The following is a 25,686-nucleotide window of genomic DNA, read 5'->3' as shown; positions in this document are numbered from 1 at the left end:
AGAGGTCCCCGAGGTCGACGCCGTAGAAGCGCTGAAGATCGGCTTCTACGGCGTCGTAGTGCTCCCCGAGGAGACGGACGAGGGCGGCTAGTTTCCCGAGATCCCGGCGGCCTTCTGTGCGGCCTCGAAGAGGTCGTTCAGGTCGCCGATCGTCCGCCGCTTCGAGCGGAAAGTCTTCATCTGCGCGTCGCCGAGGATGAGCCGCACGGCGGTCAGAATGTGGCCGTCCTCGAACGCCGCCAGGGCGTCGAGGTCCCAATCGGTCGTAGGCGCGACCGTGTAGGTCTCGCCGTCGTAGACGAACTGCGCGAGCTGGCCGGCGGCCTCGGCGCGAGCGGCCTGGGTCTGCGGTGCCTTCATTCGGGGGCTCCTTCGGGAGTGCGGCGCGGTTGGGCGCGGAAAGAGGGACCCCGAGGCCGTCCGCGCGGCGGCCTCGGGGTCCGGGTAGTGCGGTCGGTGCGTTAGTCGTTCAACGCACTACGGCGTGACGGCGGTGTCGCCGGAAAGCTCGGTGTAGAGGGTGGCGTCGGCCTCGGGGTACAGGGTCACGGTGATCGTGTAGACGGTCGGCTCGGTCTCGGACTCCTTGACCTCGCCGGTGACCTCGGCGGTCGCCCGCTTCACCATGCGCCGCCGGACCTTCGTGCCCTCGCGCAGCTCGAAGCCGATCGCGAACTCGCGCGTCTGCGGAACCTTGACCTTCGAGGTCGTGATACCGCCCGCGACGGTCTGGGTCGAGCCAGGGTTGACCAGCTCGAAGACCACGGGGTTGTCTTCCATCGCAACGAACGTGACGGTCCGCTTGTGCTTCGAGCGGGTCTTCTTTACGAGAATGCCGCCCCAGCCGAAGAACTCCGAAGAGTCCTCCTCGCGCTCCCAGGTGAAGCCCTCCTCGCCGTCGAGGATGCCGACCGGGTCCCAATCGACCGCCCAGGGGGTTACGAGGTCGGACGGGTCAGCGGTGCCGACCTCGGCGATGAAGACGTCCGCGCCGGACCAAAGGTTTACCTTCGTCGGGTCGCCCATGTGTAAACGCTCCTAGTCTGTGCGCGGGCGAAGCCGGGCGCGCACGGTGAAGAAAGTCATCGGCCGCCCCGTGTCCGGGTCGGTCGTGGGGAGGGGCCCAGTCATCGGGCGGAAGCTGACGACCTGCGGCCCGCCGACGTACGCGAGGAGGGACGCGTGAAGGTCGTCGGCGAGGTCGTAGCCGGCAGCGTCGGTCTCGGCCCACACAGCGACCCTCACGGTCGCGCTCGCGGTGACCCGCTGACGGACGAAGGTCCCATCAGCGGCGACCAGGCCATAGGGGAGCGCCGGAACGTCGCCCTCGGGGAAGTCTTCGAGCCGCAGCGTCCCGAAGGTCGCGTCCGGGCGCAGGGCCCGCACGACCGCCAGGGTCCCGGCGCGCGGGTCGTGGTGGCGGACCTTCACTCGGGGGCCTCCTCGGTCACTTCGAGACCGGCTGCGGCGGCGGCCTGCGTCAGGGCGCCGTACTTCGCCTGAACGGGCAGACCGCCGGGGTGTGCGATCGTCACTTCCTGTGCCGCACGGTCGGTCACGTACGCCTCGCGCTCAACCGGCATCCCGTGCCGCCGTACCGAGTGATGCGCCGAGACAAGCGTCTCGACCTCGGCGGCCTTCGTCGCGACCGCCGCCGCGAAGCCTGCCGACTTCAGCAGCGCGGCAATGCCCTTCGAGTCGAGCCGGATCTTCGCGCCCGCCACGGGCTTACCTCCTTCGCAGACGGACAGCGACGCGGGTTAGGACCGCCTTCGAGGGCGACCGCAGCCGGCGGGGGTCGCCCTCGACGTCGTAGACGTCCGGGCCGATCCGCAGCCGATCGCCCCGCTGAACGTCGGCGGTCGGCGGGCCGTAGACGGCGTCGCCGGACAGGAAGCCGGCGAACGTCCCGGCGGGGGCGTGCGGGCCGGCGCCCGGGTTCCCGTACTCGTCGGCGCCGGTTGGGCGCAGGACTTCGACCGTGTCCGGGAACCTCACGCGATCACCGCCCGGAACGGGTCGGGGGCGGCGGGCGGTTCGTAGGCCGACGGGGTCCGGACCGTGTAAACGCCCATGCCGGCCGTCTTGCCTGCGGCCCGCCGGACGATCAGGGCTTCGCTCGCGGTCAGGTAGCCGGACGTCGACTCGCGGGCGTACTGGTAGGAGTAGTCGCCGACGGACTCGCCCTGGTAGCCGTCGGGGTTTCGGTAGGCACGCAGGGCCGCCGCGAGAACGACCGTCGCGACTACGGCCGGGGCCGTAACCGTGACGCCGTCCTCGGCGACCCAATCGGTCCCGGCCTCGGCCCGGACAAGGGTGGACGCGTCTTCTAGCGCCACCCCTGCCCGGACCAGGTCCGATCCGGTCAGCGTGCCCGGGGCCAGCCCTAGCCGCCGCTCTAGTTCAGCGACCGGGGCGAGCGGGGGCAGGCTCACGGGTTACCCCTTCGGTCAGGCCGGGACGGTGGAGGTCTTCACGCGCAGGGCCGGGACAACCTTCGTGGTCGTGCCGTCCTTCGCCAGGCGCTTGATCTGCATGGCCTGGCAACCGGCGTAGGTCTGGAAGACCGACCGGTTCTTCAGGATCGACGCGTCGTAGTCCTTGATCCACGTCATGGCGAAGTTCCCCTCCGAGGTCGACGCGGAGAACGCCGCGCCGTCCGGCGGGTACGGGGCCCGGATTGCCAGGGTGAAGGCGTCCCGCGAGTACCAGATGATCTCGTCCTCGTCGATCCGGTTGTTCTCGACGACGGTGAAGCCGGACAGGCTACCGACGGTCGCGTTCCGAAGCGCGGCGGTCGAGCCGGACTGACCGGCGTCGGACAGAACCCGCGCGTCGAGAAGCTGCCGGTAGACGTCGGTACCGACGGTCGCGAACATGCCGGCCTGCGGGACGCCCAGGTCGCGCAGGGTCTTCCGCGCGGCGTTGAACGTCTTGTGCGGGGCCGCAGCGTCGAAGGCGATCCCCAGCGACTCGGGAAGGGCTTGCATGGTCTCGGCGACCAGGTTTTCCAGGTCCTCGACCATGCCCCTGACCTGCGGGACGGTCACCTGACGGGAGAAGTCGGCGATGTCCATGCGCATCTGAACGTCAGAGACGTCGGTCGCGCTGTAGACGTGCTCGGTCATGGTCACCGGGACGGTCTCCTCGGTGACCGTGTCCACGACGATCGGGGTCCCGTCCTCGGTCAGCTTCCGCCGCCGGGCCTTCAGGGTCGCCGGCACGCGGACGTTGACCACGGTGCCCCGGCCCCCGCCGAAGGCGTCCTCGTAGTCGCGATTGACGGTCGCGGCCAGGGCCAGGTCGTCGGTCACCAGTGCGATTGCAGTGGAGAGAACCTGCTCAGGGATGACGAAAGAGTGAGGCATTTCCTACCTTCCAGGGGGTCAGTAACCGCGAGCCGCGCGGGCGGTCGCGAGGGGGTCGAAGGGGGCTGCGGCGTCAGCCGGCGCGCGGCCCGGGGTGAGCTGCGGTCGCGGCAGGCCGGGAAGCGGGTCCTCGGCCGGCGGCTGGCCGGCGGCGAAGTCGGCGGCGACCTTCGCGGCGCTCGCGGCGATCTCCTCGGCGGTCGAGCCGGTGACGTAGGCCGTCAGGTGGGCGGGGACCTTCGCGTCTGCGATCGCGGCACGCTTCGCGGCTTCGATCGCGTCGGTACGGGTCTTCGCCAGCTCGGCGGTCAGGGCGTCGAGCTGGGCCTTCAGCTCGGCGACGTCGGGCGCGGGCTCGCCGGTCCGGCGCTTCGCCTTCTCGGCCGCCAGCTCGGCGCGAAGGTTCGCGATGAGCTGGGTTCCGCGCGCTTCGTCGTACGGGCCGTCGAGGGTGACGGCCGGCGGGGTAGTGCCCGGGGCCGGGTCGCCCGTCGGGGCCGGGTCAGCCGGCGGCGTGGCGCCGGTCGGGTCCGGGGTGGTCGTCGGGGCGGTCTCGGGGTCGGGCATGGGTGACCTCCTGGGTCAGGTAGGGCGCGGGGCCTGCCCGCGCGGGGGTCCTAGGAGGCGCGTGGAACGTTCAACGCACCTTGGCTAGGGAACGACAAGGGCCCCCAACCGCCAAGCGGTCAGGGGCCCTCTCAGGGGGTGTTACGGGGCTACCCCGCGAGGCCGTCCAGGGGAGCGGTCACGGGGGCATCGTGCTGTGTGTGGTTCAGGACTTCGGCCCAGGCGTCGACCAGGGGCCGTCCGTCGCGGGCGAAGTCCCGGAGGATGTCCTGAACCATCACGCGGACGGTGTCGGCATCCTCGGACAGGTCGGGCCGGGGAAGCCAGCCAACCGCCGTCCAGTCTTTCCGCGACAGGTGGCCGACGACTTCGCCGGCTACCCGCACGGTCACGATCTCGCCGTCACCCCGGTAGTCGTGTCCGGGGTAGCGCGGCGGGGCGTGGGCGAGGTCCATAGGTTGTGGGCGCCAGGGCATCGGGCCGTCCTTCCGTTGAACGTTTAGCGTACCAGCCCAGGTCACGGGAGGTCAGGCTTCGACGCCCGGGGCATCGGGGCCAGGCCCTCGAACGACGCCGGGTCGGCGCCCGGCGGAAGGATCTCGCACTCGACCACCCACTGATGCCCGCGCCGGTAGACGTCGTGAATGAACAGCGACGACGACCGCTCAACCAGCAATTCATACTCGCCCGCGAACTGCGAGAAGTGATTGACGTAGGCGCCCTTATGCCCGGCAGGCATCCGGATCACTAGCTGGACGTCTTTCGTGTAGAAGGCGGCGCGGTGACCGACCGACGTTGACATGTAGCCGTGCTGCGTCTGGACGGTGCCGACCAACTCGCGCGGGTCCGGCGGCGGAAGGTAGGCCGTTCGCGTGCCGTCCGGGAAGGCGAACTCTAGGAAGTCGGTCCCACGGTGAATGATCACGTCTTCCGGGATCGCCGACATACCGGCGTCGGCGTTGCGGGTGTCCTCTTCCCAGCCCGGCGGAACGGCGGCCTTGTCGGCGGTCTGCCGAAGGGCCGTGTTCCAAGGCGTGTAGTCGCTACCCGTGTACCTGTTCAGCGCGGCGGCCTCGACGGTGCCCGGCCGTGTAAACACCCGGTCGGCCCACGCCTCGCCCTCCTCGTGCGAGCTGTGCCGCTCGACCGGGGCGTCCATGCCCCGCAGCGCCCCGCCGCCGCCGTTGGCTTCCCGCCACTCGGCGAGATACCGCTTGTAGCGGGTCGCGCGGTTCTTGTAGGACCGGAGGGCCTTCAGGTAGTCGGCGTCGCTCTCGGCGGCCTCGACCGCTTCGAGGTAGTCGCCGAACAGGTCGGCGGCTTCCTGCGACAGGTCCCAATCGATGTACGACTTCAGGCGCAGTTGCTCGACCGCGTAAAGGCTGTGTTCGTTAACGACCTGCTCGACCAGGGCCCAATTATGGGAGTCTTCGAGCTTCTTGCCCGGGGCGAAGGCTTCATAGCGGGCCTTCACCTTCGCGACCCAACCGTCCAGGAAGCGCGGCTTCTCGGGAACCGGCGGCTTCGGCTTGTCGGGCGGCTGCGGCGCCGGCTTGCCCTTCCACTTCTTGACGATGGCGGCCTTCGCGGCGGCGGCCTTCGCCTCGACTTCGAGCTTCGTCCGCTCGGCCCGCGCCTTCGCCCACAGCGCGCCGAAGTCGTCGGCGAGCCGGTTCTTCCGAGCGACCAGGGCGTCTAGGAAGCCCTCGACGTCGTTCGGCTTCAGGCCCGGCGCCAGCGGTTCGAGCGCCGACGGGTTCCAGTGGTTCCCGGTCAGCAGCCAACCCCGCGCGGCGGCGGCCTCGGCGTAGGGGCGGAAGACGTCCTTCAGGGCGTCGTCCGGCATCCCCTGAACCGACTCCAGGAAGATCGCTAGTTCGTTCTCGCCGTTCGGGTCGAGAAGCGGGACGTCCTTCCCCTCGGCGTACGCGCGATAAAGCGTGTTGTAGATCGGCTCGTGTTCGTTCGCGTGAAACGTCCAGTCGAGCCGGTCGCGGCCGAAGAACTTCAACGCCTGGCCCTTGTCGATTCCGACTAGGTTCCCGTCGGCGTCGCGGACGAAGTTCGCCTTATGTGCGTCGTGGTTCGCGAAGAGCCAGTCGAGGACGTGGTTTTTCTGAAGGGCGACCGCGTCTTCGGCGGACAGCTTCGTCGGGTCGATCTTCTGCGAGTCCGGGCCGGGGAAGGCGTCCCCGCCGGGAAGCATGAATTGCAGCGAGCCGGACTTCCCGCCCAGCTCGTACGCGTACGTGTCGGCGGCCGGCATCCCGAGGAGTTTGGCGAGCTTCGCGGTGCCTGTGTCGACGGCGGTGTTCACGTCGGCTTGCGCCTTGAAAACCCAGCTCGCGCCGGTCTTCTCGTCCTGCCAGAGCTGGGCGCCGTGCGACCCGCCGAGGGTCTTCACTAGCTTCAGGTCTGCCGGCTTCGGCTTCGGCCGGTGCATCCCGTCGGCGGCGGCCTGCGCGATTGCCTCGGCCTCGGCGGCGGCCTCTGCGGCAGCCTTTGCGGCCTTCTCGGCTTCGCGGGCGGCCTCGGCGGCGAGCTGCGCCTGGTGGGCCTCGAAGGTCTCGCGGTTCTTCGCGGCTTCGGCCTGGTAGGCGGCCCGCTGGGCGTCGGCGATCTTGTCCGAGGGGTTCGACCCCTCCGGGTACTTCTCGTCGTACGCCTTCCGCCAGGCCGCGAAGGGCTTTACGCCCTTCTCCTTCCGCTTCTGAACGTCGTTCCAGAAGGTTTCCAGCTCGGGGCCGAGGCCGGGAATCGGGTCGTCGTGCGTGTAAACGGGGACGACGAAGCACCCGCAGTTGTCGTGGTACTTGTCGCCGTCGTCGGTCAGGCCGGCGGTCTGGGCGCTGAAGTAGACCGCGCCCCGGCTCGCCAGCATCGCGCAGAAAGCGCACGGGCGACCGTCGCTCACGCGGGCCCAGCCGAGGGCCTTCTTGTCGCGGTAGGCGGTGCCCTTGATCGTGCCCCGGCCGCCGTTCGACGTGTGCCGGTACGCGGCGCCGGCCGCCTTGACCTCGGCCGCCGCTAGGGCCTGGTCCACCGTGGCGCCCATGCGGATCGCGCGCTTCACCGCGACCGGGCCGGTCACGAGAAGGGACGCGGCGAGCTGACCGCCAGGGAGCGGCGGGGCCCAGGCGATCTCGGGCATAGCCCCGCGCACCCCGGCGGCCTGCCGGTGCGCCAGGTAGAACGCCCCGCCCAGCTCGGCGGCCTTCACGCGGGCGTCCGAGACGACCTTCCCCGCCGCTGCGGCGTACGCCGGGAACGACTTCGAGAGGTCCGCCGGGTTAAGGAAGGTCTTCACCGCCAGGGTCACCCCGGCCGCCGCCTCGGTCGCGACCTTCGCCTGTGCAACTCGGTAGTGCTCAGCGAGGGCGTGCGTCGACAAGACGGCGGCCACGGGGTTACTCCTTCACGGGGGCGGGCTCCTTCTCGGGCTGGGCCGGCGTCGCCGACTGGCGGTCGAAGATGGCGGCGAGCTGGGCGAGGCCGTCCGGGCTCTTCGCCATCTCGCGCCAGCGTTCGATGTCGTCCTGAGTGACGCCCGGGATTCGCTCCCACGCGGCCTCAGCCGGCACGGCGAGCATCGTCACCATCTTCCCGAGGGCGTCGACTGCGGCAGCCATGCTGCGGGCCTCGGTGTCGCGCCAGCGGACCTGCGCGGTCGTGTCGGCGGCGGCCGTCTTGTCGCCCGCAGCGAACGCCGCGAGGCGAAGCGCCGACTCCCACGACTCGCCGAAGACGGTCTCGTACTCGCCGATCTTGCGCTGCGTGCTCGCCTCGGCGGCTGCCAGGGCGTCGGCCGAGAGGTTCACCAGGTCGCCGAGGAGGACGTGAGGCGAAAGCTGGGCGATCGCCGCGAGCGTCCGCACGCCGGACCCGTAGGTTTCCAGGTGCCCGGTCACGTCGGTCTGATCGAACGACCCGAACTTCGCGTCAGGCGAGTCGGTCACCCACAGGCGATCGACGGCGGCCTGAAACGGCTCGACGGGCTGGCCGAAGAGCGGGCTCTCCGGGTCGTCCACGGTCGGGATCGCCAGGCCGGTTGCCCAACGCTGCCGGAAGGACGCGAACTGCAACGCGATCAGCAGCGAGAAGACGGCTTCGTTGATCCGGTCTTGCAGCACGATCAGCGGCGCGATCACGCCCCGGTTCTCGCCGTCGAGGCGGTCGCGGAAGCGGACGAACGGCGTCCTGCCTAGCCGGTGGAGATCCTGACGGACGATCCGTAGCTTCTCGCCCTTCGGGCGGGCGAGGAGGTGAACCACCGCGTCGTCGTAGACCTCGAACAGGTCCGCGCCGTCGCGGCTGCGGCCCTTCTCGTACAGGCCGAAGACGGGAAACTCGTCGTCGTCGTCCTCGTAGACGGCGTGGGTCTTCAGCGCCGGAAGGGGCCGGATGCTCGGCACCCGGCCGCCGGGAAGGACCCGCACGAACGACGCGCCGAAGTCCAGCGCGCCCCGGTGGGCGATCGTCTGCCGGGCGTCCAGGCGGTTTTCCTGCCAGTACCGCCAGGGCCCGGCGTTCTCCTTCCCGCTCGCGGCCCGGTAGCCGTCCACGAAGAGGCCCTTCACGTACGTTTCGCTGATCAGCGGAAGCCAATTCGTGATGCTCTTCCGGGCTAGCTCCCGGTACTCATCGCGGGCCCCGCGCGGGGCGTACGGCTGATCGTGGTCACCCCGCAGGTAGCGGGCGATCTTCCCGGCGCCGTCGTGCGGGTTGCCGGTCGCGGCCTTGTGCTCCGCTATCAGCTCCTCGGCGAGGCCGACGACTGCGCCGTCAGTGGCAGGCACGAAGGGGGCCTCCTTCCGAGGCGTGTAAACGGGTGAGGGCTAGAAGCCGTACAGGCGGCCGGTCGGCTTCCGGCGCTTCGCGAGCGCGCCGTCCGCGATCACGCGCTGACGGGCCATGACCGCGAGGAGGAGGGCCGCCAGGGCGTCGACCTTCTTCGGGCTCTCGCGTGTTTCCTTGCCGAAGCTCACGCCCCAGCGGTTAGGCCGGCGGCGGGCGTTCAGGACGTGGCGCCGAAGGCGGGGCTCGCCGTCGTGGGGGACCTCGCCATCGATGAACGCGCGGTGAAGCGCCTCGACGGCGCGGACCGTGTCGCCCTGATGCGAGCGCATGTCCCACGCGATCGTGTGGCGGGTGGTCGCCTTTACTAGAAGGCGTTCCCCGTACAGTTCTCGCCAGCGGTCGACGTCGGTTTCCCAATACGCCACGTCGCTAAAGAACCCGATCACGTCGAGGGTCGCGAAAGCGTTATCGACCACGCCTCGAACGTCGTCTTGATTGACCTCCCAGCCGACGCCGGACGGGCCCTCGGGCTTTTCCCAGAGGCCGAGGAGGAAGGCCGCGCCGTCGGACATGCGGACCGCGACCAGGGCCGAGGAGTCATCCGTACGGCCGCCGTCGAATCCGAGGCAAACCGTGTCGACCTCGCGCCACTTCCCGGGCTCGCTGCGCTTCAGCGGCGCCAGGGCCGGAAGGCCCTTCTTGCTGCGCTCTTCCGGGCCGTTCGCGTCGTATTCGTGGGGCGCGAGCCAGCTATCCGCAGCGGCGACGATTTGGTTCAGATAGAACCTTCTCGCCTCCTCGGGCGGCGTCGCCGGGTCGTATACCTCCTCGGCGATCCGTTCGAGGTCGACCCACAGCGAATCGCCGTAGGCCATTGCGAGGCCGTCCATCAACTCGTCACGGTTGGACAGGTCGATCGACCCGGGCGCCTCGCGGGAGTCGTAGAGGATGCCCTTACCGCGCGTGCGCTTTTCCTGCTGGGCGAGGTACGCCAGGTAAGAGACCTCGGCGACGCTGTCCTGTCCGGGGCCGTGCGCGTTCGTCGTTTCGATCGCTCGCGCCATACCGTCGCGGCTCTTCGCCAGGTTGCGGCGGATCACCTTCGCCAGGGCATACCCACCATTGGATTCCATCCAATGGTGGGTTTCGTCCATAATGGCGAAGCTCGGCCTAGCGCCTTCCTGGGTCGAGCTGGACGCGGTTACGGGCATGATCTTTCCGCCCGAGGGCGTGAAGATGCGCGTCTTCCCGATGTCCAGGCCCTCGGCCTCGACTAGCGCCGACTGTTCGACCATTGACCGAATGGCGGCCATGGTGTTTTCGGTCTGCGTCTCGCTGACGCCCGCAATTACGATCCACGGCGCGGGGTGCGGCTTGCCGACGGGCTCGCCGTCCTCATTCCAGCGCGCGAAACGGACCGGGCCGCACAGTTCCGCGAGCGCGAGCGCGCCGAGGAAGGGGGACTTCCCCCAGCCTTTTGCCCGGCGCAATACAGCGCGGCGGTAAATGAAGCGTCCCCGGTTATCAATGGCGTAGAACCAAAGGACGAAGTTCAGTTGTTCCCGGGTAAGCCGGTAGGGCTCGCCGGCTTCGTCGCCGTCGGGCTGAAGTAGCCACGCCTCGACCCAATCGATAACGCCCCACCCGAGGGTCTTAATCGACCCGTCGAGCGGGAACGTCTCGACCGTCGCGAGGGCGTGGGCGGCGACCGCCTTCCGGGCTTCGAGCGCGGCGAGGCGGTTCAGCTCTTCGAGGGCGGCTTCCCGGGCGTCCGGGGCGGTCACGCGAGCCGGTCGCGCAGCGCGGCGCGACGGTCGGCCAGGGACGCGACGCCCGCCGGAAGGTCTTCCTCGGCGGTGTCGGCGTCGGTCTCGACGCGCATCCGGGCCCGCATCCGGTCGACGACCGTGGCGCCTAGGCGCTCTTCGTTCATCCGGATCTCGGACAGGGCGGCGGCCGAGGGGCGCTTCAGGTAGCCCTCGACGGTCCGGGCGAGCAGCGCCAGCCGCCGCCAATCGGTCCGCTCGAACACTGCGGCCTGCGGGGAGCGCCGCCAGTCGTCAAACCACAGGTGGACGTCCTCGGGGAACTCCCGACCCGGCATCAGCTCGCCGAGGGACGGCCCGCGAAGGGTGCCGTCGTCGGCCGGAAGGACGGTCTCGCCGTGCGTCGGCGCGTTGCGGCGGCGGCGGGTGCCGTCCGGCTTCGGGGCGTGCATGGTGCCACGGGCCACGGCGGGACCTCCTTTCGGGCGTGTAAACGGGCGGGGCGTGCGCGGCTGGGCGGTAGCCTCGGGCCGTGACGCGGAAGTGTGGGGAGCGCGGGAAGGTCCGCTTCGCGACCGAGGCCGGCGCGGTGCTCTGGGCGGCTCGCGCGGCCGACCGCTTCGGTGACGCCCAGGAGCCCTACCCGTGCGACGGCTGCGGCGGCTGGCACACACGCGACCTCCGGAAGCGGAAGGCGCGGGCGGACAGGTTCTACGCGCGGCAGTCGGGCGCGACGGACCCCGAGGCCCGGAAGCGGCGGAAAGCTCGCAAGCGCGCGAACTACCGCGCGAATCTGAAGCGGCGGCGGTCAGGGCCGGGCGTCGAAGACGGCGGTTGCGGCGGGTTATGCATCGGCGGGAAGGGCCCGAGCGGGGGTCACGGTGCGTGACGTAAACCCGGGTGCGAGGCTCACTCCGTGACCTCTATGCCCGTACAGAGGGCGAGATGCTATGCCGCTTCGGTGCGGGGCCAGGGTCGGAGGGGGGCCACCCCCCAGGGTGTTGCACAGAGAGTGACAACCACGCAGAGTCACAGCGAGCCAGGATGACGCTCGGGCTCGCGCGTTCGCTGCGCTCGCGGGCGTGCCCGCCGGGCCTCGGCCGCCTCGCCTGCCGTCTTGCGTGCGTGGCAGTGAGCGCACAAGGTCTGAAGGTTGGTGGGGTCGTGGTTGTCCCCACGTTCGATGTGGTCGACCTCGGACCCCGGGGCGCCGCAGCGCTCCCCCGTGGTGAAGACCTGCCGGCAGCGATAGCCGTCCCGACGAAGCACCCGCACGCGGCGCAGTGCCCAATCGTGCGGAAGGCGGGCCCTTCGATCTGACCCCTCCCAGGTCATAGCGACCCCCCAGGTAGACGACGAACGCCCCCGGGGCGCTCAATCTCTCGCGTGCGAGCGCGCCCGCGCAGTGCGGGGCTCGCGTGCGGCGGAGAGAGCGCACGCCGGGGGCGTGAGAATGGCGCTCGGGCGGGTGCTCTCACGGCCAGGTCCGAAAGGAGAGCGCCCCGCCCGAGGCGAGATCCGAACCCCGATGGCCGAAGCGCTCGGGGCGTCCAGAGACGCGAACGCCCCACCGTCCTAGCCGGCCCCCAGGGGCTCGCCGGTCGTAGGAAGGCGGGGCGTGTGCGTCGTTAGCGGGTCCGTTTACACGGCTCCCCGCTCTACCTAGTGAGTCGGCCAGGGTTACGACACGCGGCGGTCGCGCTCGGCCTCGGCCGCACAGGCACGGCACGTCGAGCGAAGACCGTCCCGTGACCGGGCGTCCTCGGCGAAGTCGAGCGCCGGGCGCAGCGTCACGCAAGTCCGGCACATCTTCACCGGCTGCGCACCCCGGGCCATCCGGCGGGCGAGCTGACGGCGAACGCGGGCCTCGAAGTCGGCCGGGTCGAGGGCGTGCCGCTCGGCCGCCTCGGCGACCAGCTCGGCCAGGTCGGCGGCGGGGTCAGTCGCCACAGTCGTCGGACTCGAAAAGGTCGTCGTCGACCACGATCGGAACGACGACGGTCCGGCCGTCGCGGTGCTCGGTCCGGTAGGTGGTCGGCTTGCTGACCGGCGGGCGCGGCGGGGCCTGCACTCGCGGGGCCTGCGGGGCTGCGGGCCTCGGGGCCGGGGCGGGCGCCCCCGGCTTCGCGCAGGCCGCCTCGGGGTCGACGCACGCGGCGACGGTCACGGCGAGCGCGCCAGCCATGACGGCCGACACGCCCAGGGACAGGGCACGGGACACGGGAACTCCTTCGGGTACGGGGAAGGGCACGCCCAGCGCGAGGCCAGACGTGCCCTTCCGGGGTGCGAGAGACGACCTCTCGCGGGCGATCAGCGGGCAGGGGCAGGGACGGACACCCCCGGGGTCCTGAAGACCCCGTGAGCGTTCGCAGCGAGACCAACGGTCACGGGGTCGACGCAGCGGCCGTTACGGCGGTGCCGGTCGAACGTCGAGACCGCCGAGAAGGTCCGGTGACAACACGCGCAGTGCGCGATCGTCAGGCCGGACCAACTCGCGCCGCAGCGGCAGGAGATCACTCCTCGACCTCCTCGGTCTCCTCGGCCGCCTTGACGAACGGCGCGCGGACCAGGGCGACCAAGCACACACCGAGGACGAAGACCCGCGTCGCGGCCCACACGTCCGGTCCGGTCACAAGGTCGGTCAGCGACAGCGTGAACAGGAAGACGCCGAAGGACCCGGCGGCGACCCACGCGAGAACGGCTGCGGCCTCCTTCACGACAGCGGGCTTCCCACGCCGAAGGACAGGCCCGAGGTCCCGTCGGCCGCGTCGGCGGCGTTCAGGATGCCGGCGGCGAAGCGGCGGGCGTCCTCGGGCGTGAGGACGATCGTGTGACGGTTACCGCTGTCCGTCGTCACCACCCGGACCCGCTTGCCCCGGACGGTCTGGTAGGCGTCGACCGCCGCCGTGTCGCCGGGCGAGACCGAACAGGTGACCGACGCGAGCGCGCCCAGCGGGCCGATGGCGTCGAGCTGGGCGGCCTCCTCGGTCTCCTCGTCGGCTTCCTCGTCGTACCCGTCGGCGCCGACCAGGAAGCGGGCGATCTCCAACGCGACCGCCGCCCGCTCGGGCGAGGTCCCGCAGGTGGCCGCGCCCGCGTCGGCGTCCTCGATTACCTCCATACCGACGGCCAGGGCGTCGGAGCGGTCCATCGTCACGGGGTCTCCTTGTCGAGCAGGTGGGCGAAGGTCTCGAAGGCGTCGGCGATGCCGTCCTGTACGGGCAGGCCCGCGCACCGCAGGCGCGACGCGGTCTCGCGGGCGGCCGTCGCGGCGGTGGCCGGGTCGGTGCCGAGGAGGGCCGTCAGGTGGTCCCGCAGCGCGCGGACCGTGTCCCGCCGGAAGTAGTCGTCCATCATCTTCAGGTCGCCGTCGCTGTCCCAATCGTCAGCGACCACGTAGCGCGTCCCGTCGTACGCAGTCAGGTCCATCAGGCGGTACCTCCGGTCAGGTAGTCAGCGGTGCGAAGGATTGCGGCGACACGGTCAGTCAGCGAGGCCGTCCCGTCCGCGTAGCCACGGGCGTTCGTCGCCGGGGCGAGCCGCGTCACGGTCTCCTCGGCGAGCTTCAGGGCCTCGGCACGGGACAGGCCCGAGGCGGGCGCGGGGGCCGGCTGGGTAGCCATCGGGCTACCCGCCGGGGCGTCGCCGAGGAGGGCCGTCAGGTGGTCGCGAACGTCGCGGACGTCGCGGCGGCCCAGGTAGACAGACCCGTTACCGGAGATGCGGAACTCGACTTCGTCGTCCCGGTCGAAGCCGTCGTCGATGTCGAAGGCGTCACCGAACCTCACACAATCACCCCGCCGCCGACGAAGTGAACGCCCAGCCACACGACGAAGCCCAGCAGGACCACCCGCCGCAGCCGGACCCAGCCGGTCACCGGGCGACCGCCGCCGACCGCGAACCACTGCCAAACGTGCTCGCTGAGGGTGTCACCCTCGCGGGAGTTGAACAGGGCCCGCAGCTCGACCACGGAGAAGTAGAGGAACCACAGAAGCCACGTCGCCAGGTAGTTGCCCATCCCGAAGGACAGGCCGGCGACGCCCCCGAGGAGGGCGCCGCCAGCGGCGTAGGGGAGGGCGCGCTTCACCGGGCACCCCCGACCGTCGCGGCGGTCGCGGCCGACGCGGCCAGCTCGGCGACGCCGCCCATCCCGCCGACCAGGAAGGCCACGATCACCATGAGGTCACCCGGGGCGGCGTCCGGGTACAACTCGTGCGCCAGCTTCAGCGCGGCCACCCGACGGGCGTCGAGCGGGAAGGAGTCGTCCGTGACGACGTAGGCGCACGGGTCGACCAGGTCCGCGACGTCGGCCGGGGTCAGCTCGTCCACGACCGTCGCAGTCGGAGTCGCGTCGCCCGTCAGCGGGGCGAGGTAGGTCGGGCCGACGTGGAACTCGGCGCCCCGGTCGTACTCCCCGTCGAGGCAACGCACCCGCACGTTGCCCTGACGGGTCGGGCCGTCCACGACCTGTACGCGGGTCACGTCCGCGTCGAAGATGGCGCGTTCGCCGTTCGTGTAGCGCGCGTCCGGCAGTAGCCGGTACTCCCGCCCGACCTCGACCGCCGGGGTCGGCGTCGCGCGGGTGAAGCGCTCGGCCAGCGAGTGAATCGCTGTGCCGGTCGTCGGCCGCTCGGCCGGGTCGTGCGGCGCCAGGGCCGCCCGCAGCCGGGTCACGCCCTCGGCGGTCAGGTGGACGTTTTGCTCGTGATCCTCGCCTGCGTTGATCGACATGGACAGCGGCTCGGCCGGGTTCGTGCGCGTGTAAACGGTCAGCGCGTCGCCGTCCGGGTCGACGTAGTCCAGGATCGCGGCGGGGTTGCCGGTCTCGGGCGGGGCCTCGCGGCGCGTGCCGAACGGCGCGAGCGCGGCGCGCAGGCGGTCGACCGCCTCGCGGGACAGGTAGGCGACCGCGCGGCCCTCACCGACGGGCGCCACGGTCACCGCAAGGGGGACGTCCGGCCCCTCGGCGGTCTCGCGCTCGACCTCGATAAGGTCGCCGTCCTTGTCGGTATAGCTGAAAAGCGGTAGCACGGGGCCTCCTCGGGCCTGTGTCGTTCAGGGACACAGGAGGAGTCGGCCAGCGGCGCGCGGGCTGTTCAGGTGCACAGACACGAAAAAGACCCGCCCCCGGGGACTCCCAGGGACGGGCCTTTTCAGTGGGTGTTACGGGCGCCGCAGGTGGTGGGCCCGCAGGTAGTAGCCGTCGGTCAGGTCGTGCCGCGACCCGCCGCCGCTCACGTACTGCGCGCGGATCGTCTCGCCGTCGATCTTCGTCACGCGGACCCGCGCGCCGACCCGCAGGTTCGCCCCGAGCGGGGTGTCCTCGGTCACGACCGCGATGTCACCCACGGCCCAGGGGCCGGAGGGGCGCCGCAGCCGGCGGGCGTAGCAGTAGGCCGAGGCACCGTCGGACAGCCGCGTGAACCGGACGTGATGGTCACCGAAGCGGTCCTTCGCCTCGGTGATCTTCACGCGGTCACCCGTGCGGAACTGCCGGCCCGTGGCGGTCCGGTAGTCCTCGACGAAGACGGCCTCCTCGCCGACGGTCAGCGGGCCCGTCTTCGGGGCCTCCTCGACCAGCTCGCCCAGGTAGGCCGCGCCGACCCACTGACTCAGCGGGTAGAGCCGCCCCGTCGTGCCGTCGACCTGCTCGACCCGCCAGTCCCCGTCGCCGGGGTTGTTGGTCAGGCGGACGCGGGTCACGGTCATCCCCGTGAACGCCAGGCCCCGACCGACGACCGACCGGGCACCCGACTTCAGCTCGCGGACCTGACCGACCGCCAGCGGGGCCGGGGTCGGGGCCGGGAGCGGCGCCAGGCCGGACGGCAGGACGTAGCCGCCCCGGCCGGGGTTGCTGCCGTCCAGCGCGGTCACCCACAGGTCGCCGTCGCTGTCCGGGCGGGAGTCCACCCGGACGCGGGTCACGCCCTGAGTGAGCAGGATGCACCGCGTCGAAGACATCCGCGCGTCGGGCTTCAGGGCGTACTCCTCGCCGACCTTCGGCGTGAAGGGCGCGGTGACGGTGGCGGTCGTCGAGGCGACGGCCGGGGTGTCGGCCGTCAGCGTGAGCGCGATGTCCGACGGCCGGACGGCGACCCGCGAGAGCCGGCCGTCCCGCATCGCGTGGACGTAGTAACCACGGTCCGCGCCGGAAGCCGAGGGCTCGACCACGACCGCCGGGGTGCCCTTCGGGAGGCGGGACGGCGACCCGGCCCAGCCCTGCGCGTCGTCGGTCACGATCACGACCGGGGTCCCGCTCTCGAAGCGCGGGGCCGGCGGGGTGGCCGGCGTCGCGGGGACCGTCGCGGGCGGCTCGGGAAGGATCGCGTCGGCGTGGCGAACGAGGGCGGCCGAGACGTAGCCCAAGTGCCGCAGGCTGTAGTCACCGTCGCTGTCGACCGCCGACCGGACCTCGTCCGTCCGCTTCAGCGTGCCGTCCCGGTTGACGACCTTCACGGTCTCGCCGGGCTTCGCGTCGAGGTAGCCGCCGACGCCGTAGCGCCGGGCCAGCCACTCGCCCATCTCGCGGGCGGCGGCGGGGGAGAGGTAGGCGTAAGCCGACTTCTCGTCGATCCCGATGAAGGCGTCACCACGCTGCGAGTAGGACTCTTCGAGCCGGAGCGTCGTCGTCGCGGTCTCGGTGCCGTAACCGTCGGCGCTGTACTTCACGGTGATGTCACGGGTCACGCTGGCCTCCTCGGGCCTCGTGTCTATCAGGGACACATGAGGAGTCGGCCAGGGTGCGCCCGGCTGTTCAGGGCGAAACTAAAACCGCCCCGGCCTGACTAGGCGCTAGTCAGGCCGGGGCGGTTTGCGCAGGTCGCGGGGCTACTGGCCCACACGTACGGGCGTGCGGGGGAGCGGGCGGCGGACGGTTCTCGCGGGGGCGGGCGGGGTGTCGAGCCATCGGACCCCCTGGCGGAAGACGAAAAGCTCCCGCTTCGCGACGGCGCCGCCCTTCCCGTCGAGCTGATAGCCCTCGAACCACGTCCAACCGTCGTACGTGTAGCGCTCCGGAATCTCGCGGATCACGCGGACGCGGATCGGGGTCACGAACTGCGGCGACGCCTCGCGGGTCAGCCACACGACGTCACCGGCCTTCAGCCGGCGCAGGGGCGCGGGAGCGGTCACCAGCGGCCCCCGTTCGCGCGGTAGGCCCCGGCGCGGGTCAGGCGACCGGCGCGGCCGACCGGGGCGACCTCGCGGGTCGGGGCGTTCCAGCGCGGGGCACGGGCGGTCGCGCGGACGGGTTCCGCGAGGGGGCCGAGGCCGTGAGGGTTCCGGCGTGTGGGGCACCGTCGCCAGGACGTCAGGCCGCAGCTACAGGCCAGACCGAGGGGCCGCAGCCGCAGCCGGGGGCGGTGCTGAGGGGCGAACCGGACGGGGGTGATCCTGCGTAGTCGTGGCATTGACTTAGCGTCGCGTTCAACGCACCTCTTGTCAAGGTGGTAGTCCCGGTGTGCCAAGTCCCTACTTGCACAGTCCCGGTTTGCACACTGCCGGCGTGGCTACTCTCGGCGCGTGCCGCAACACCTGTACGGGACGGGCGAGATTCAGCAACGCCTCGGGGTCAGCCGTGAGCGGGTCCGTCAGCTCGTCCAGCGGCCCGACTTCCCCCGGCCGTACGACGTCCTGCGTATGGGCACGGTGTGGCGTATCGAGGACGTCGAGGCGTGGATTCGGGAGTACCGGCCGCACCTGGCCGAGGAGGGCGGCGAAGCCCTGTGACGCTGTGACGCACGTTTCGTCACTTCCCTATCCCTCTTCTAGCTCTCCTCCTCCTCCTCTAGAAGAAGTAATAGGAGAGTGACGAAACGGGGGTCACTACGTCACCCCGGCGAGGCTCTTCCGTACCCGGCGTCACCCCCGCGTCACGGTCCGGACATGCGAACGCCCCCGGCGGGATGGCCGAGGGCGTCCGGGAGGGCGTGTAAACGGGTCAGTCGGGGTCGTGGACCCCTTCAGCGGGGATCGCGGTCAGGCGCGCGGGGTCGAAACCCTTCCGGCCACGCTTCCCGGGACCGACCCGCAGAAGTTCGTACGCCTCGGCCAGGAGTTCGCGCTTCCCTTCCAGGTCCCGGGCGTGCCACTCCTCGGCCATTGTGCGGCCGGTCGCGACGTAGGTCACGACGGGCTCGCGGGGGAGGTCGGCTAGGCGGGCGCGTTCGGCCTGAAGCGCTTGCAGTCGCGTAAAGGTCTCGGGGGTGGCCGCCCGTGCGAGGTCGGCGAGAACGGCGGCTAGGGACTCTTCTACGGCCACTAGTGCCCCGTCGTCAGGCAGGATCACGCGGCGTTCGATCATCGGGGCGTGACCGAAGTCGATCAGGAAGCGCTCTTCTAGGTGCGCCTCGAAGGGGAGGGCCGAGACGATCACGGCGCGCTCGCACGTCCGGCCCTCGGACCGGGCGTGACAGCGGTAGGCGATCAGGGCCCCGCGACCGGCCCGGCCCTGTGCATCTTCGGCCGCCGTGCGGTAGCCCTCGCGCCGGACCACCTGAAGGTACGACCCGCACGACCCGCACTCGATTAGCCGCGAGGCCAGGCGGGCCGGCTTCCGGCCGAGGGGCGTCTTCCGCTCGCGGCCCGGGGCGAGGAGCTTCCGCAGCTCGACCAGGGTCACGAGGTCCAACACCGCCGGAAACGGGGTCAGGGCGTGGCCCTGGTCGTCGCGCTGGACGACGCCGCCGACCGTGACGCGGCCCAGGAGGTGATCCCCGGTCAGGGCGTCTTTCAGGGTGACCCGCGACCACTCGGGCGCGCGGCGCGGCTTCGGGCCGTTGTGGTTCAGCCAGCGGACCGTCCGGGCGATTGCGTCGCCGGCTAGGAGGCGGTCCGCGCACTCGCGCAGGGCGGCGGCCTCTTCGGGGACCAGGGCGAGGGTGCGGCCCTTCCCGTCCGGGGCCGGGACGACCTCGTACCCGAAGGGCGGCGTCCCGCCGGGCCAGCGGCCCGCCAGACGAAGCCGGGTCGCGCGGCCCGCCATGCGCTCGCGGATTCGCTCGCGTTCTTCCCGGGCGGCCTCGGCCTTGATCAGGAACATCATGCGGAAGGCGACGCCGCCGTTACTGTCGACGCCCTTCGTGTCCATCAGCCGGACCGGCGGGCGGACGACCTGACCCGTCGTCGGGTCCTTCCCCTCTTGGACGTCAAGGATCATCGCGGCGACGTTCAGGCCCTCGCGGGTCATGCGGTCGACGTGATGGGCGACCAGGACTTCGCACCGTTGGTATCGCGCATCGTCCAGCCAGGCGGCGAACTCGGGCCGGTTGCGGATACCGCCGGACAGACCGTCGTCTACGTGAAGGGCGACCTCCTCGAAGTTCTCCCGGGCGAGGAGGGCCCGGCACTCGGCGATCATGTTTTCCTTCGACGTGTTCGCGTCGTCGGCAGCGTTGGACAGACGGACGTAGATACTCGCGCGCAGGCGTCGGCGGCCGGCGGCGGGGCCGGTCATGGGCAGGCCCGACGACAGGGGCGAAGGGGCAATGGTCATGCGGGCTAGGGTACATGCGTCGAACGTTCATCGCACCCCCCGTAGATGTGCGGCGAGGCGAAGAGTCGTGCCGGCGGCGCTGAACTGCATGAGCAACATGTACTTCACGTCTGGCTCCTCACGACTGCGCACCATCATCGGTGCTCTCACCCGTCGGTAGAAGCCGGCACCCCGGTTCTCGACATCCCGGCCGGAGATCATCCGAGAAATCCGCCCGCCCCTCGGTCGACGGCGGTGACCTCCAGCAACACGGTCTGCTCGGGGTGCAGCGCGGGCATCTGGAGCCCGACGCTCGCCAGCACCGCGCCACCGAGGGTGACGCCGCCGTCGGCCAGCCAACCCGGGGCGGTCCGCTGGAGCGTCGCGGGCTCCGGCACACCGGCGACGGGCCGCACCGCGTACCGGCGGTGGGGGTCGAGGCCGGGAAGCCGGACCGGGCCGGGCGTCTGGGTCACCGAGGTGGCCAGCCGGGCCACGGCGTACACCGCGTGGGAACCGTCGTGGGCGACCACGCCGTGCGCCCAGACGGCCAGGTCGGGGTGGTCGACGCGGACCACCCGGCCGGCGTGCAGCAGCGGGCGGAGCCGCTTGTGCAGCGCGACCCAGGCGGCCAGCTCGCGGCGCCGCCCGGCGCCGATCGCGCCGATGTCCCACTCGATGCCGTGGTGGCCGAAGAGCGCGGTGGCCGCCCGGAAGCCCAGGTCGTGCACGCGGTGGGTGGTGTGCGAGCGCTCCGGCCCGATGTGGCTGCCGACCAGCTCGGGCGGGAGCAGCAGCCCCGTCCAGCGCTGGATCGCCAGCCGTTCCAGGGCGTCGTTGCAGTCGCTGGCCCAGACCCGGTCGGTGCGCCGCAGGATCTCCAGGTCCACCCGGCCGCCGCCGGAGGCGCAGCTCTCGATCTCCACGCCCGGGTGGCGGCGGCGCAGCTCGTCGAGGAGCCGGTAGACCGCGAGGGTCTGCCCGTGCACGCCGGGGCGGCCGTGGTGGCCCGCCTCGGTCAGGTCCCGGTTGTGGTCCCACTTGAGGTAGTCGATGCCGGGGTGCGCGGCGAGCAGCGCGTCCAGCCGCTCCAGCAGGTACGCGTACGTCTCCGGGCGGGCCAAGTCGAGCACCTGCTGGTGCCGCCACTCCGGCGGCAGCCGGCCCGGCGCCGACAGCACCCACTCCGGATGGGCGCGGAACAGGTCGGAGTCGGGGTTGACCATCTCCGGTTCGACCCAGAGCCCGAACTGCATCCCGTGCCCGCGTACGTGGTCGACGAGCGGGTGCAGGCCGTCGGGCCAGACGGTGTCGTCGACGTACCAGTCGCCGAGGCCGGCGCGGTCGTGGCGACGCCCCCGGAACCACCCGTCGTCGAGCACGAACCGCTCCACCCCCACCTCGGCGGCGTGGTCGGCCAGCGCGCGCAACCGGTCCAGGTCGTGGTCGAAGTAGACGGCCTCCCAGACGTTGAGGGTGACCGGGCGGGGCGTGGTCGGGTGCTGCGGGCGGGCGCGCAGGTGGGTGTGCAGGACGTCACTGAGCCCGTCCAGCCCCACGTCGGAGAAGACCGCGTGCAGCAGGGGGGTGGCGTACTCCGCGCCGGGGTCGAGCACCACCTCGCCAGGGGCGAGCAGCTCGCCGCCGCCGAGGACCGACTCGCCCGTCGGGCGCCGCTCGGCGAAGGTCACGTGGTCGCCGCTCCACGCCGTGTGCACCGCCCACACCTCGCCGTGGCCGAAGCCGAACCCGGCCGTGCCGGCGACCAGCAGCAGGGTCGCGTCGTGCCCGGTGCGGCCGTGCCGGCCCTCGCGTACCCAGGCGCCCATCGGCCACGGGTGCCGCTGCGGGGACCGTTCCCGGCACCACCGGCCGGTCAGGTCGAGCAGCTCGGTGGCGACCGGCGGCACCGGCAGGACCGGCGTCAGCTCCCGCAGCTCGTACGGGCGGTCGCCGGTGTTGCGCAGCCGGTGCCGCAGCAGCACCAGCCCGGTCGGGTCGAGCGCGATCTCGACGGTCAGCGACAGCCCGGCACCGGCGTCGGCCGCCTGGACGGTGACCCGGGCCGGCGCGGCCGGGTCGTCGTCGGTCACGTCGACGCCGTCCAGCCGGAAGGCGGTGGACCAGTCCCGGCGGTCGCGGTGCCCGGCGAGCGCCGGCCGGCCGCCCCAGCCGGCGGCCGCCTCGGGCAGCAGGGAGAGCACCGTGGGCGCGTCGAAGCTGCTCGGTACGACCGGCGCGACGGTGGCGTCGACGAGGGCGGGCAGGTCGCCGTCGGGAACCGGGCCGAGGCCGGCGCCCCAGTGCGCGACCCGGGGCAGCCCCGGGCCGCGGGCGTCGAGCACCAGGCTGGTCCGGGCGCGGCGGAGGTGGACGATGGTCATCCCTTGGAAGCCCCCAGCGTCAGGCCCCGGACGAACTGCCTCTGCAACAGGAAGAAGATCACCAGGGTCGGGATCGCGACCAGCACCGAGCCGGCCGAGACGAGGTTGTTGTCGGTGAAGAACTCGCCGCGCAGGTTGTTCAGCGAGCTGGTCACCGGGAACTTGTCGCCGGTGCGCATGAGCACGGTGGCCCAGAAGAACTCGTTGTAGATCCAGGTCACCTCCAGGGTGGCCAGCGCGGCGAGCGCGGGCCGGCACAGCGGCATGGTCACCTGCCAGTACTGGCGCCAGACGCTCGCCCCGTCGACCATCGCGGCCTCGTAGAGGTCGCGCGGCAGCGCCTTCATGTAGTTGCTGAGCACGAAGACGCAGAAGCCGCACTGGAAGGCGACGTTGACCAGGATCAGCCCCCAGTAGCTGTCGTAGAGCAGCTCCGAGTCGCTCATGAACGCCGGCAGCGGCACCTGGGTGAAGAGCCGGAACAGCGGGATGAGCAGGGCCTGCTGGGGCAGCAGGTTCGCCGCGGTGAACAGGCCGAGCAGGACGACGTTGGTCCGCCAGCTGAACCGGGCGATGACGAACGCCACGCACGAGGCGAGGAAGAGGGTCAGTAGCACCGCCGGCACGGTGATGTAGACGGAGTTCAGGAAGTGTTTGCCGAACTCGGCGGTCCGCCAGGCGGTGACGTAGTTGTCGAGGGTCCACCCGCCGAGCGAGACGTAGCCGTTGGTGGCCGTGTACTCGTAGGAGCGCAGCGAGGTCAGCACGGCCCAGAGGATCGGGAAGAGCCAGCCGACGGCCACCGCCGCGAGGAACACGTGCAGCACCACCCGGGCCGGGCGCGGCGGCGGGCGGCGCCGGGTCGCGGGGGCGGTCCGGTCCTCCCGGGGCGCGGTCGCGGTGCTCATCGGCGTCCCTCCCGCAGCACGGTCGCCAGGTAGACGGTGATGAAGACCAGCGAGACGACCAGCATGACGGTGGCCAGCGCCGAGCCGAAGCCGATCCGGCTCGCCTCGCCCACCACGTTCTGGGTGACCAGCGCGGAGAGCAGTTCCAGGCCGTTGCGGCCCTTGTTGATGACCCAGACCAGGTCGAAGGCGCGCAGCGACTCGATCACCGTCACCACCAGCACGATGATGTTGATGGGCCGGAGCACCGGAAAGATCACCTGGAAGAACGTCCGGCCCTCCGACGCGCCGTCCACGGCGGCGGCCTCCCGCAGCGACGGGTCGACGCCCTTCAGCCCGGCAAGGTAGAGCAGCATGATGTAGCCGACGTGCCGCCAGCCGGCGGCCACCAGCACGGCCCAGATGTTGACGTCCGGGTCGCCGTACCAGTCGACGTCGGTGCCGAGGACGGCGTTGACCAGGCCCTGGTCGCGGGAGTAGAGCAGCTGCCAGACGAAGCCGATCAGCGCCAGGGAGAGCACCACCGGCAGGTAGAGCGCGGTCTGGTAGAACCGGCTGCCGCGCAGCTCCTTGTCGAGCAGGACGGCCAGGAACATCCCGAACGGGGTGGCCACCACGAACAGCGCCGCCAGCCAGAGCAGGTTGTTCTGCACGGCCGGCACGAACGGCGGGTAGTTCCGGACCACGTCGGCGTAGTTGCGGCCGCCGACCCACTCGATGTCGCCGACCGGGCCGATGCCGTCCCAGTCGGTGCCGGAGAGCAGCACGGTGGCGCCCGCCGGCAGCCAGACCAGGCCGACGACGAGTAGCAGCGGTACGGCCACCATGAGCGCGACGACCACGCGGTCGGTGCGGGACAGCAGCCGTACGCGCCGGCGGCGACCACCCGTGGGGGTGACCGCGGCCGGCGGCGGCACGGCGCGATCCGCTTGGATCAGGGGCAGGTCGGACACGGTGCCCTCACCTCTCGCCGTCAGTCGGTGAAGATCGACTTCTTCTGGTTCTCGATGCTGGACGTCAGCCCGTCGATGTCCTTCGGGTCCTTGATGAACTGCTGGAGCGCCGGGATGATCACCGTGGAGGCGAAGTCCGGGCGGGTGTCGCGGTCCAGGAACTGGGCGATCTCGGTGGCCGAGCCGACCAGCTCGGCGGCCTTCTTCTGCAGGGCGCTGTAGCCGCTGGTGTCGGCCTCGTTGTTGGCGACCAGTGTGCTCGGGTCGTTCGCGACGGTGATGTCCGCAGCCGCCTTCGAGCCGACGTACTCCAGCAGCTTCCTGGCGTTGGCCTCCTGCTTCGGCTTGCGGGCCATCATGTAGCCGTCGATGGGCGCGTCCAGGGCCTTGGCCCCGATCGCCGGGTCGATCTCGGGGAAGGTGAAGAAGTCGAGGTCGGCCAGCTCGCTGTCGTCGAACTGCTGGCCGACGAAGAGGCCGAGCAGGTACATGCCGCTCTTCTTCTGCTGCAACGACTGGGCGGCCTCCTGCCAGGTCCGGCCGAGGCTGTCCGGCTGGTGCAGGGGCAGCAGGCCGCGCCAGGTGTCGAAGACCTTCTTCACCTTCTCGGAGGTCCAGGACTCCTTGCCGGCCATCAGGTCGATGTGGAACTGGTAGCCGTTGATCCGCAGGTTGAGGATGTCGAAGGTGCCCATCGCCGGCCAGCCGTCCTTGTCGGCGAAGGCGATCGGGGTGAGGCCGTCCTTCTTCATCTGCCCGGCGAGGGCGGTCAGGTCGTCGAGGGTCTTCGGCACCTGGTAGCCGTTCTGCTGCCAGACCGACTTGCGGTAGAAGACGGCCCAGGGGTAGTACGACGACGGGACGAAGTACTGCTTGCCGTCGTCGCCGGTCGACGCCCTGCGGAACGCGTCGGACATCCCGGAGAGCCTGCCCCAGACGTCGCTGAGGTCGCTCGCGAGGCCCCGGGCGGCGAAGAAGCGCATCCGGTAGCCGGCGAACCACATGAACACGTCGTCCGGCTTGCCCTGGAGATAGTTGTTGATGTTCTCCTGGAACGTGTTGTGGTCGACGGTGTTGACGGCGACCTCGAGGCCGGACGAGGTCCGGAACCCGTCCATGACCTTCGCGACCACCTCCTTGGGCTTCGGGTCGGACTGGTTGGAGCCCAGCGACACCGTCTTGGCGCCGGAGCCGCCGGAGTCGGAACCGCAGCCGGCGATCAGGCCCGTGCCGAGCAGCGCGGTGGTGCCGGCCGCGCCGGCCAGCAGCGAACGACGGTCGAGGCCGGCCACGGAGGGGGGTACGAGCCGGGCGAGGTATTCGGCTCGGGTGCGGGGACGGGACATGATGCCTCCTGCGGATGAAGAGGTGCCCGAGGGCCGTCGGTGACGGTGCCCCGGCAACCGTGAACACACATCGGATCCATCGCGAATCCACATTGGTGAACATGAATTGCCAGTGGCGCCTCAAG

At 71.1% G+C, this 25,686-nt stretch carries 30 protein-coding genes; 1 reads left to right on the top strand and 29 read right to left on the bottom strand.

Going from position 1 to position 25,686, the window contains the following annotated elements:
* Positions 1 to 87: 87 nt before the first annotated feature.
* The 24 genes from DER29_RS02370 to DER29_RS02255 form a co-directional block, all read right to left on the bottom strand.
* Entirely contained in the window at positions 88 to 360 is a 273-nt protein-coding gene (locus DER29_RS02370; protein WP_121395812.1) for a hypothetical protein, read from the bottom strand.
* Between the two features lie 117 nt (positions 361 to 477).
* Positions 478 to 1,026 (bottom strand): hypothetical protein, encoded by a 549-nt coding sequence (locus tag DER29_RS02365; RefSeq protein ID WP_121395811.1) that lies wholly within the window; start codon positions 1,024 to 1,026, stop codon positions 478 to 480.
* Between the two features lie 12 nt (positions 1,027 to 1,038).
* Positions 1,039 to 1,431, bottom strand: coding sequence for a hypothetical protein (locus DER29_RS02360; RefSeq protein WP_121395810.1), 393 nt, complete (start codon positions 1,429 to 1,431; stop codon positions 1,039 to 1,041).
* Positions 1,428 to 1,724 carry a hypothetical protein gene (locus tag DER29_RS02355; protein ID WP_121395809.1) on the bottom strand — a complete coding sequence of 99 codons (297 nt, stop codon included), beginning with the start codon at positions 1,722 to 1,724 and terminating at the stop codon, positions 1,428 to 1,430. The genes DER29_RS02360 and DER29_RS02355 overlap by 4 nt, the downstream gene beginning before the upstream one ends.
* A 4-nt stretch (positions 1,725 to 1,728) precedes the next feature.
* Positions 1,729 to 1,998 carry a hypothetical protein gene (locus tag DER29_RS02350; RefSeq protein WP_121395808.1) on the bottom strand — a complete coding sequence of 90 codons (270 nt, stop codon included), beginning with the start codon at positions 1,996 to 1,998 and terminating at the stop codon, positions 1,729 to 1,731.
* Positions 1,995 to 2,435 (bottom strand): hypothetical protein, encoded by a 441-nt coding sequence (locus DER29_RS02345; RefSeq protein WP_199729092.1) that lies wholly within the window; start codon positions 2,433 to 2,435, stop codon positions 1,995 to 1,997. Before DER29_RS02345 ends, DER29_RS02350 begins: the two co-directional genes overlap by 4 nt.
* 15 nt (positions 2,436 to 2,450) lie before the next feature.
* Entirely contained in the window at positions 2,451 to 3,368 is a 918-nt protein-coding gene (locus tag DER29_RS02340) for a P22 phage major capsid protein family protein (RefSeq protein WP_121395807.1), read from the bottom strand.
* 18 nt (positions 3,369 to 3,386) lie between these two features.
* Complete coding sequence (locus DER29_RS34040; RefSeq protein WP_158618955.1) at positions 3,387 to 3,935, bottom strand: hypothetical protein; 549 nt, start codon at positions 3,933 to 3,935, stop codon at positions 3,387 to 3,389.
* Between the two features lie 149 nt (positions 3,936 to 4,084).
* A complete protein-coding gene (locus DER29_RS02330) occupies positions 4,085 to 4,390 on the bottom strand; it encodes a hypothetical protein (RefSeq protein ID WP_121395806.1) in 306 nt (101 codons plus the stop codon).
* Positions 4,391 to 4,452: 62 nt separating this feature from the next.
* A complete protein-coding gene (locus tag DER29_RS02325) occupies positions 4,453 to 7,338 on the bottom strand; it encodes an ADP-ribosyltransferase (protein WP_121395805.1) in 2,886 nt (961 codons plus the stop codon).
* 4 nt (positions 7,339 to 7,342) lie between these two features.
* Positions 7,343 to 8,731, bottom strand: a complete 1,389-nt coding sequence (locus DER29_RS02320) for a phage portal protein (protein WP_121395804.1) — start codon at positions 8,729 to 8,731, stop codon at positions 7,343 to 7,345.
* 39 nt (positions 8,732 to 8,770) lie between these two features.
* Complete coding sequence (locus tag DER29_RS02315; RefSeq protein WP_199729090.1) at positions 8,771 to 10,516, bottom strand: terminase; 1,746 nt, start codon at positions 10,514 to 10,516, stop codon at positions 8,771 to 8,773.
* On the bottom strand, positions 10,513 to 10,965 hold the full coding sequence (locus tag DER29_RS02310) for a hypothetical protein (protein WP_121395803.1): 453 nt from the start codon (positions 10,963 to 10,965) through the stop codon (positions 10,513 to 10,515). The genes DER29_RS02315 and DER29_RS02310 overlap by 4 nt, the downstream gene beginning before the upstream one ends.
* A 562-nt stretch (positions 10,966 to 11,527) precedes the next feature.
* Positions 11,528 to 11,833, bottom strand: coding sequence for an HNH endonuclease signature motif containing protein (locus tag DER29_RS36165; RefSeq protein WP_121395802.1), 306 nt, complete (start codon positions 11,831 to 11,833; stop codon positions 11,528 to 11,530).
* Positions 11,834 to 12,178: 345 nt separating this feature from the next.
* Positions 12,179 to 12,448 carry a hypothetical protein gene (locus DER29_RS02300; RefSeq protein ID WP_121395801.1) on the bottom strand — a complete coding sequence of 90 codons (270 nt, stop codon included), beginning with the start codon at positions 12,446 to 12,448 and terminating at the stop codon, positions 12,179 to 12,181.
* Positions 12,438 to 12,719: a hypothetical protein gene (locus tag DER29_RS02295; RefSeq protein ID WP_121395800.1), complete on the bottom strand. Its 282-nt coding sequence runs from the start codon at positions 12,717 to 12,719 to the stop codon at positions 12,438 to 12,440. The genes DER29_RS02300 and DER29_RS02295 overlap by 11 nt, the downstream gene beginning before the upstream one ends.
* Before the next feature lie 292 nt (positions 12,720 to 13,011).
* Positions 13,012 to 13,215 carry a hypothetical protein gene (locus DER29_RS02290; protein WP_121395799.1) on the bottom strand — a complete coding sequence of 68 codons (204 nt, stop codon included), beginning with the start codon at positions 13,213 to 13,215 and terminating at the stop codon, positions 13,012 to 13,014.
* Positions 13,212 to 13,655, bottom strand: coding sequence for a hypothetical protein (locus DER29_RS02285; protein WP_148709963.1), 444 nt, complete (start codon positions 13,653 to 13,655; stop codon positions 13,212 to 13,214). Before DER29_RS02285 ends, DER29_RS02290 begins: the two co-directional genes overlap by 4 nt.
* Positions 13,652 to 13,927, bottom strand: coding sequence for a hypothetical protein (locus DER29_RS02280; protein ID WP_121395797.1), 276 nt, complete (start codon positions 13,925 to 13,927; stop codon positions 13,652 to 13,654). Before DER29_RS02280 ends, DER29_RS02285 begins: the two co-directional genes overlap by 4 nt.
* A complete protein-coding gene (locus tag DER29_RS02275) occupies positions 13,927 to 14,286 on the bottom strand; it encodes a hypothetical protein (protein WP_121395796.1) in 360 nt (119 codons plus the stop codon). Before DER29_RS02275 ends, DER29_RS02280 begins: the two co-directional genes overlap by 1 nt.
* Positions 14,283 to 14,585 (bottom strand): hypothetical protein, encoded by a 303-nt coding sequence (locus DER29_RS02270; RefSeq protein ID WP_121395795.1) that lies wholly within the window; start codon positions 14,583 to 14,585, stop codon positions 14,283 to 14,285. The genes DER29_RS02275 and DER29_RS02270 overlap by 4 nt, the downstream gene beginning before the upstream one ends.
* Positions 14,582 to 15,529 carry a hypothetical protein gene (locus tag DER29_RS02265; RefSeq protein ID WP_121395794.1) on the bottom strand — a complete coding sequence of 316 codons (948 nt, stop codon included), beginning with the start codon at positions 15,527 to 15,529 and terminating at the stop codon, positions 14,582 to 14,584. The genes DER29_RS02270 and DER29_RS02265 overlap by 4 nt, the downstream gene beginning before the upstream one ends.
* A gap of 132 nt (positions 15,530 to 15,661) precedes the next feature.
* The gene (locus DER29_RS02260; RefSeq protein ID WP_121395793.1) at positions 15,662 to 17,185 is read right to left on the bottom strand and encodes a hypothetical protein; all 1,524 of its coding nucleotides are present in this window, start codon (positions 17,183 to 17,185) and stop codon (positions 15,662 to 15,664) included.
* Between the two features lie 141 nt (positions 17,186 to 17,326).
* A complete protein-coding gene (locus tag DER29_RS02255) occupies positions 17,327 to 17,629 on the bottom strand; it encodes a hypothetical protein (protein ID WP_233599617.1) in 303 nt (100 codons plus the stop codon).
* Positions 17,630 to 18,019: 390 nt separating this feature from the next.
* Here DER29_RS02255 and DER29_RS02250 point away from each other — a divergent pair, with 390 nt between their 5' ends.
* Complete coding sequence (locus DER29_RS02250) at positions 18,020 to 18,226, top strand: AlpA family transcriptional regulator (protein ID WP_121395792.1); 207 nt, start codon at positions 18,020 to 18,022, stop codon at positions 18,224 to 18,226.
* Between the two features lie 211 nt (positions 18,227 to 18,437).
* Here the strand turns inward: DER29_RS02250 and DER29_RS02245 are convergent, their stop codons facing one another.
* The 5 genes from DER29_RS02245 to DER29_RS02225 form a co-directional block, all read right to left on the bottom strand.
* Positions 18,438 to 19,991 carry a recombinase family protein gene (locus DER29_RS02245; RefSeq protein ID WP_121395791.1) on the bottom strand — a complete coding sequence of 518 codons (1,554 nt, stop codon included), beginning with the start codon at positions 19,989 to 19,991 and terminating at the stop codon, positions 18,438 to 18,440.
* A 197-nt stretch (positions 19,992 to 20,188) separates the two neighbouring features.
* Positions 20,189 to 22,354: an alpha-galactosidase gene (locus DER29_RS02240; protein ID WP_121395790.1), complete on the bottom strand. Its 2,166-nt coding sequence runs from the start codon at positions 22,352 to 22,354 to the stop codon at positions 20,189 to 20,191.
* Complete coding sequence (locus tag DER29_RS02235) at positions 22,351 to 23,262, bottom strand: carbohydrate ABC transporter permease (protein ID WP_121395789.1); 912 nt, start codon at positions 23,260 to 23,262, stop codon at positions 22,351 to 22,353. The genes DER29_RS02240 and DER29_RS02235 overlap by 4 nt, the downstream gene beginning before the upstream one ends.
* The gene (locus DER29_RS02230) at positions 23,259 to 24,215 is read right to left on the bottom strand and encodes a carbohydrate ABC transporter permease (protein ID WP_121395788.1); all 957 of its coding nucleotides are present in this window, start codon (positions 24,213 to 24,215) and stop codon (positions 23,259 to 23,261) included. Before DER29_RS02230 ends, DER29_RS02235 begins: the two co-directional genes overlap by 4 nt.
* Positions 24,216 to 24,235: 20 nt before the next feature.
* The gene (locus DER29_RS02225) at positions 24,236 to 25,561 is read right to left on the bottom strand and encodes an ABC transporter substrate-binding protein (RefSeq protein WP_121395787.1); all 1,326 of its coding nucleotides are present in this window, start codon (positions 25,559 to 25,561) and stop codon (positions 24,236 to 24,238) included.
* Positions 25,562 to 25,686: the final 125 nt, after the last annotated feature.

The sequence above is a fragment of the Micromonospora sp. M71_S20 genome (genome assembly GCF_003664255.1).
GTDB lineage: Bacteria > Actinomycetota > Actinomycetes > Mycobacteriales > Micromonosporaceae > Micromonospora.
The sequence above is the reverse complement of the archived record's forward strand: the minus strand, read 5'-3'. Positions and strand labels throughout refer to the sequence as shown.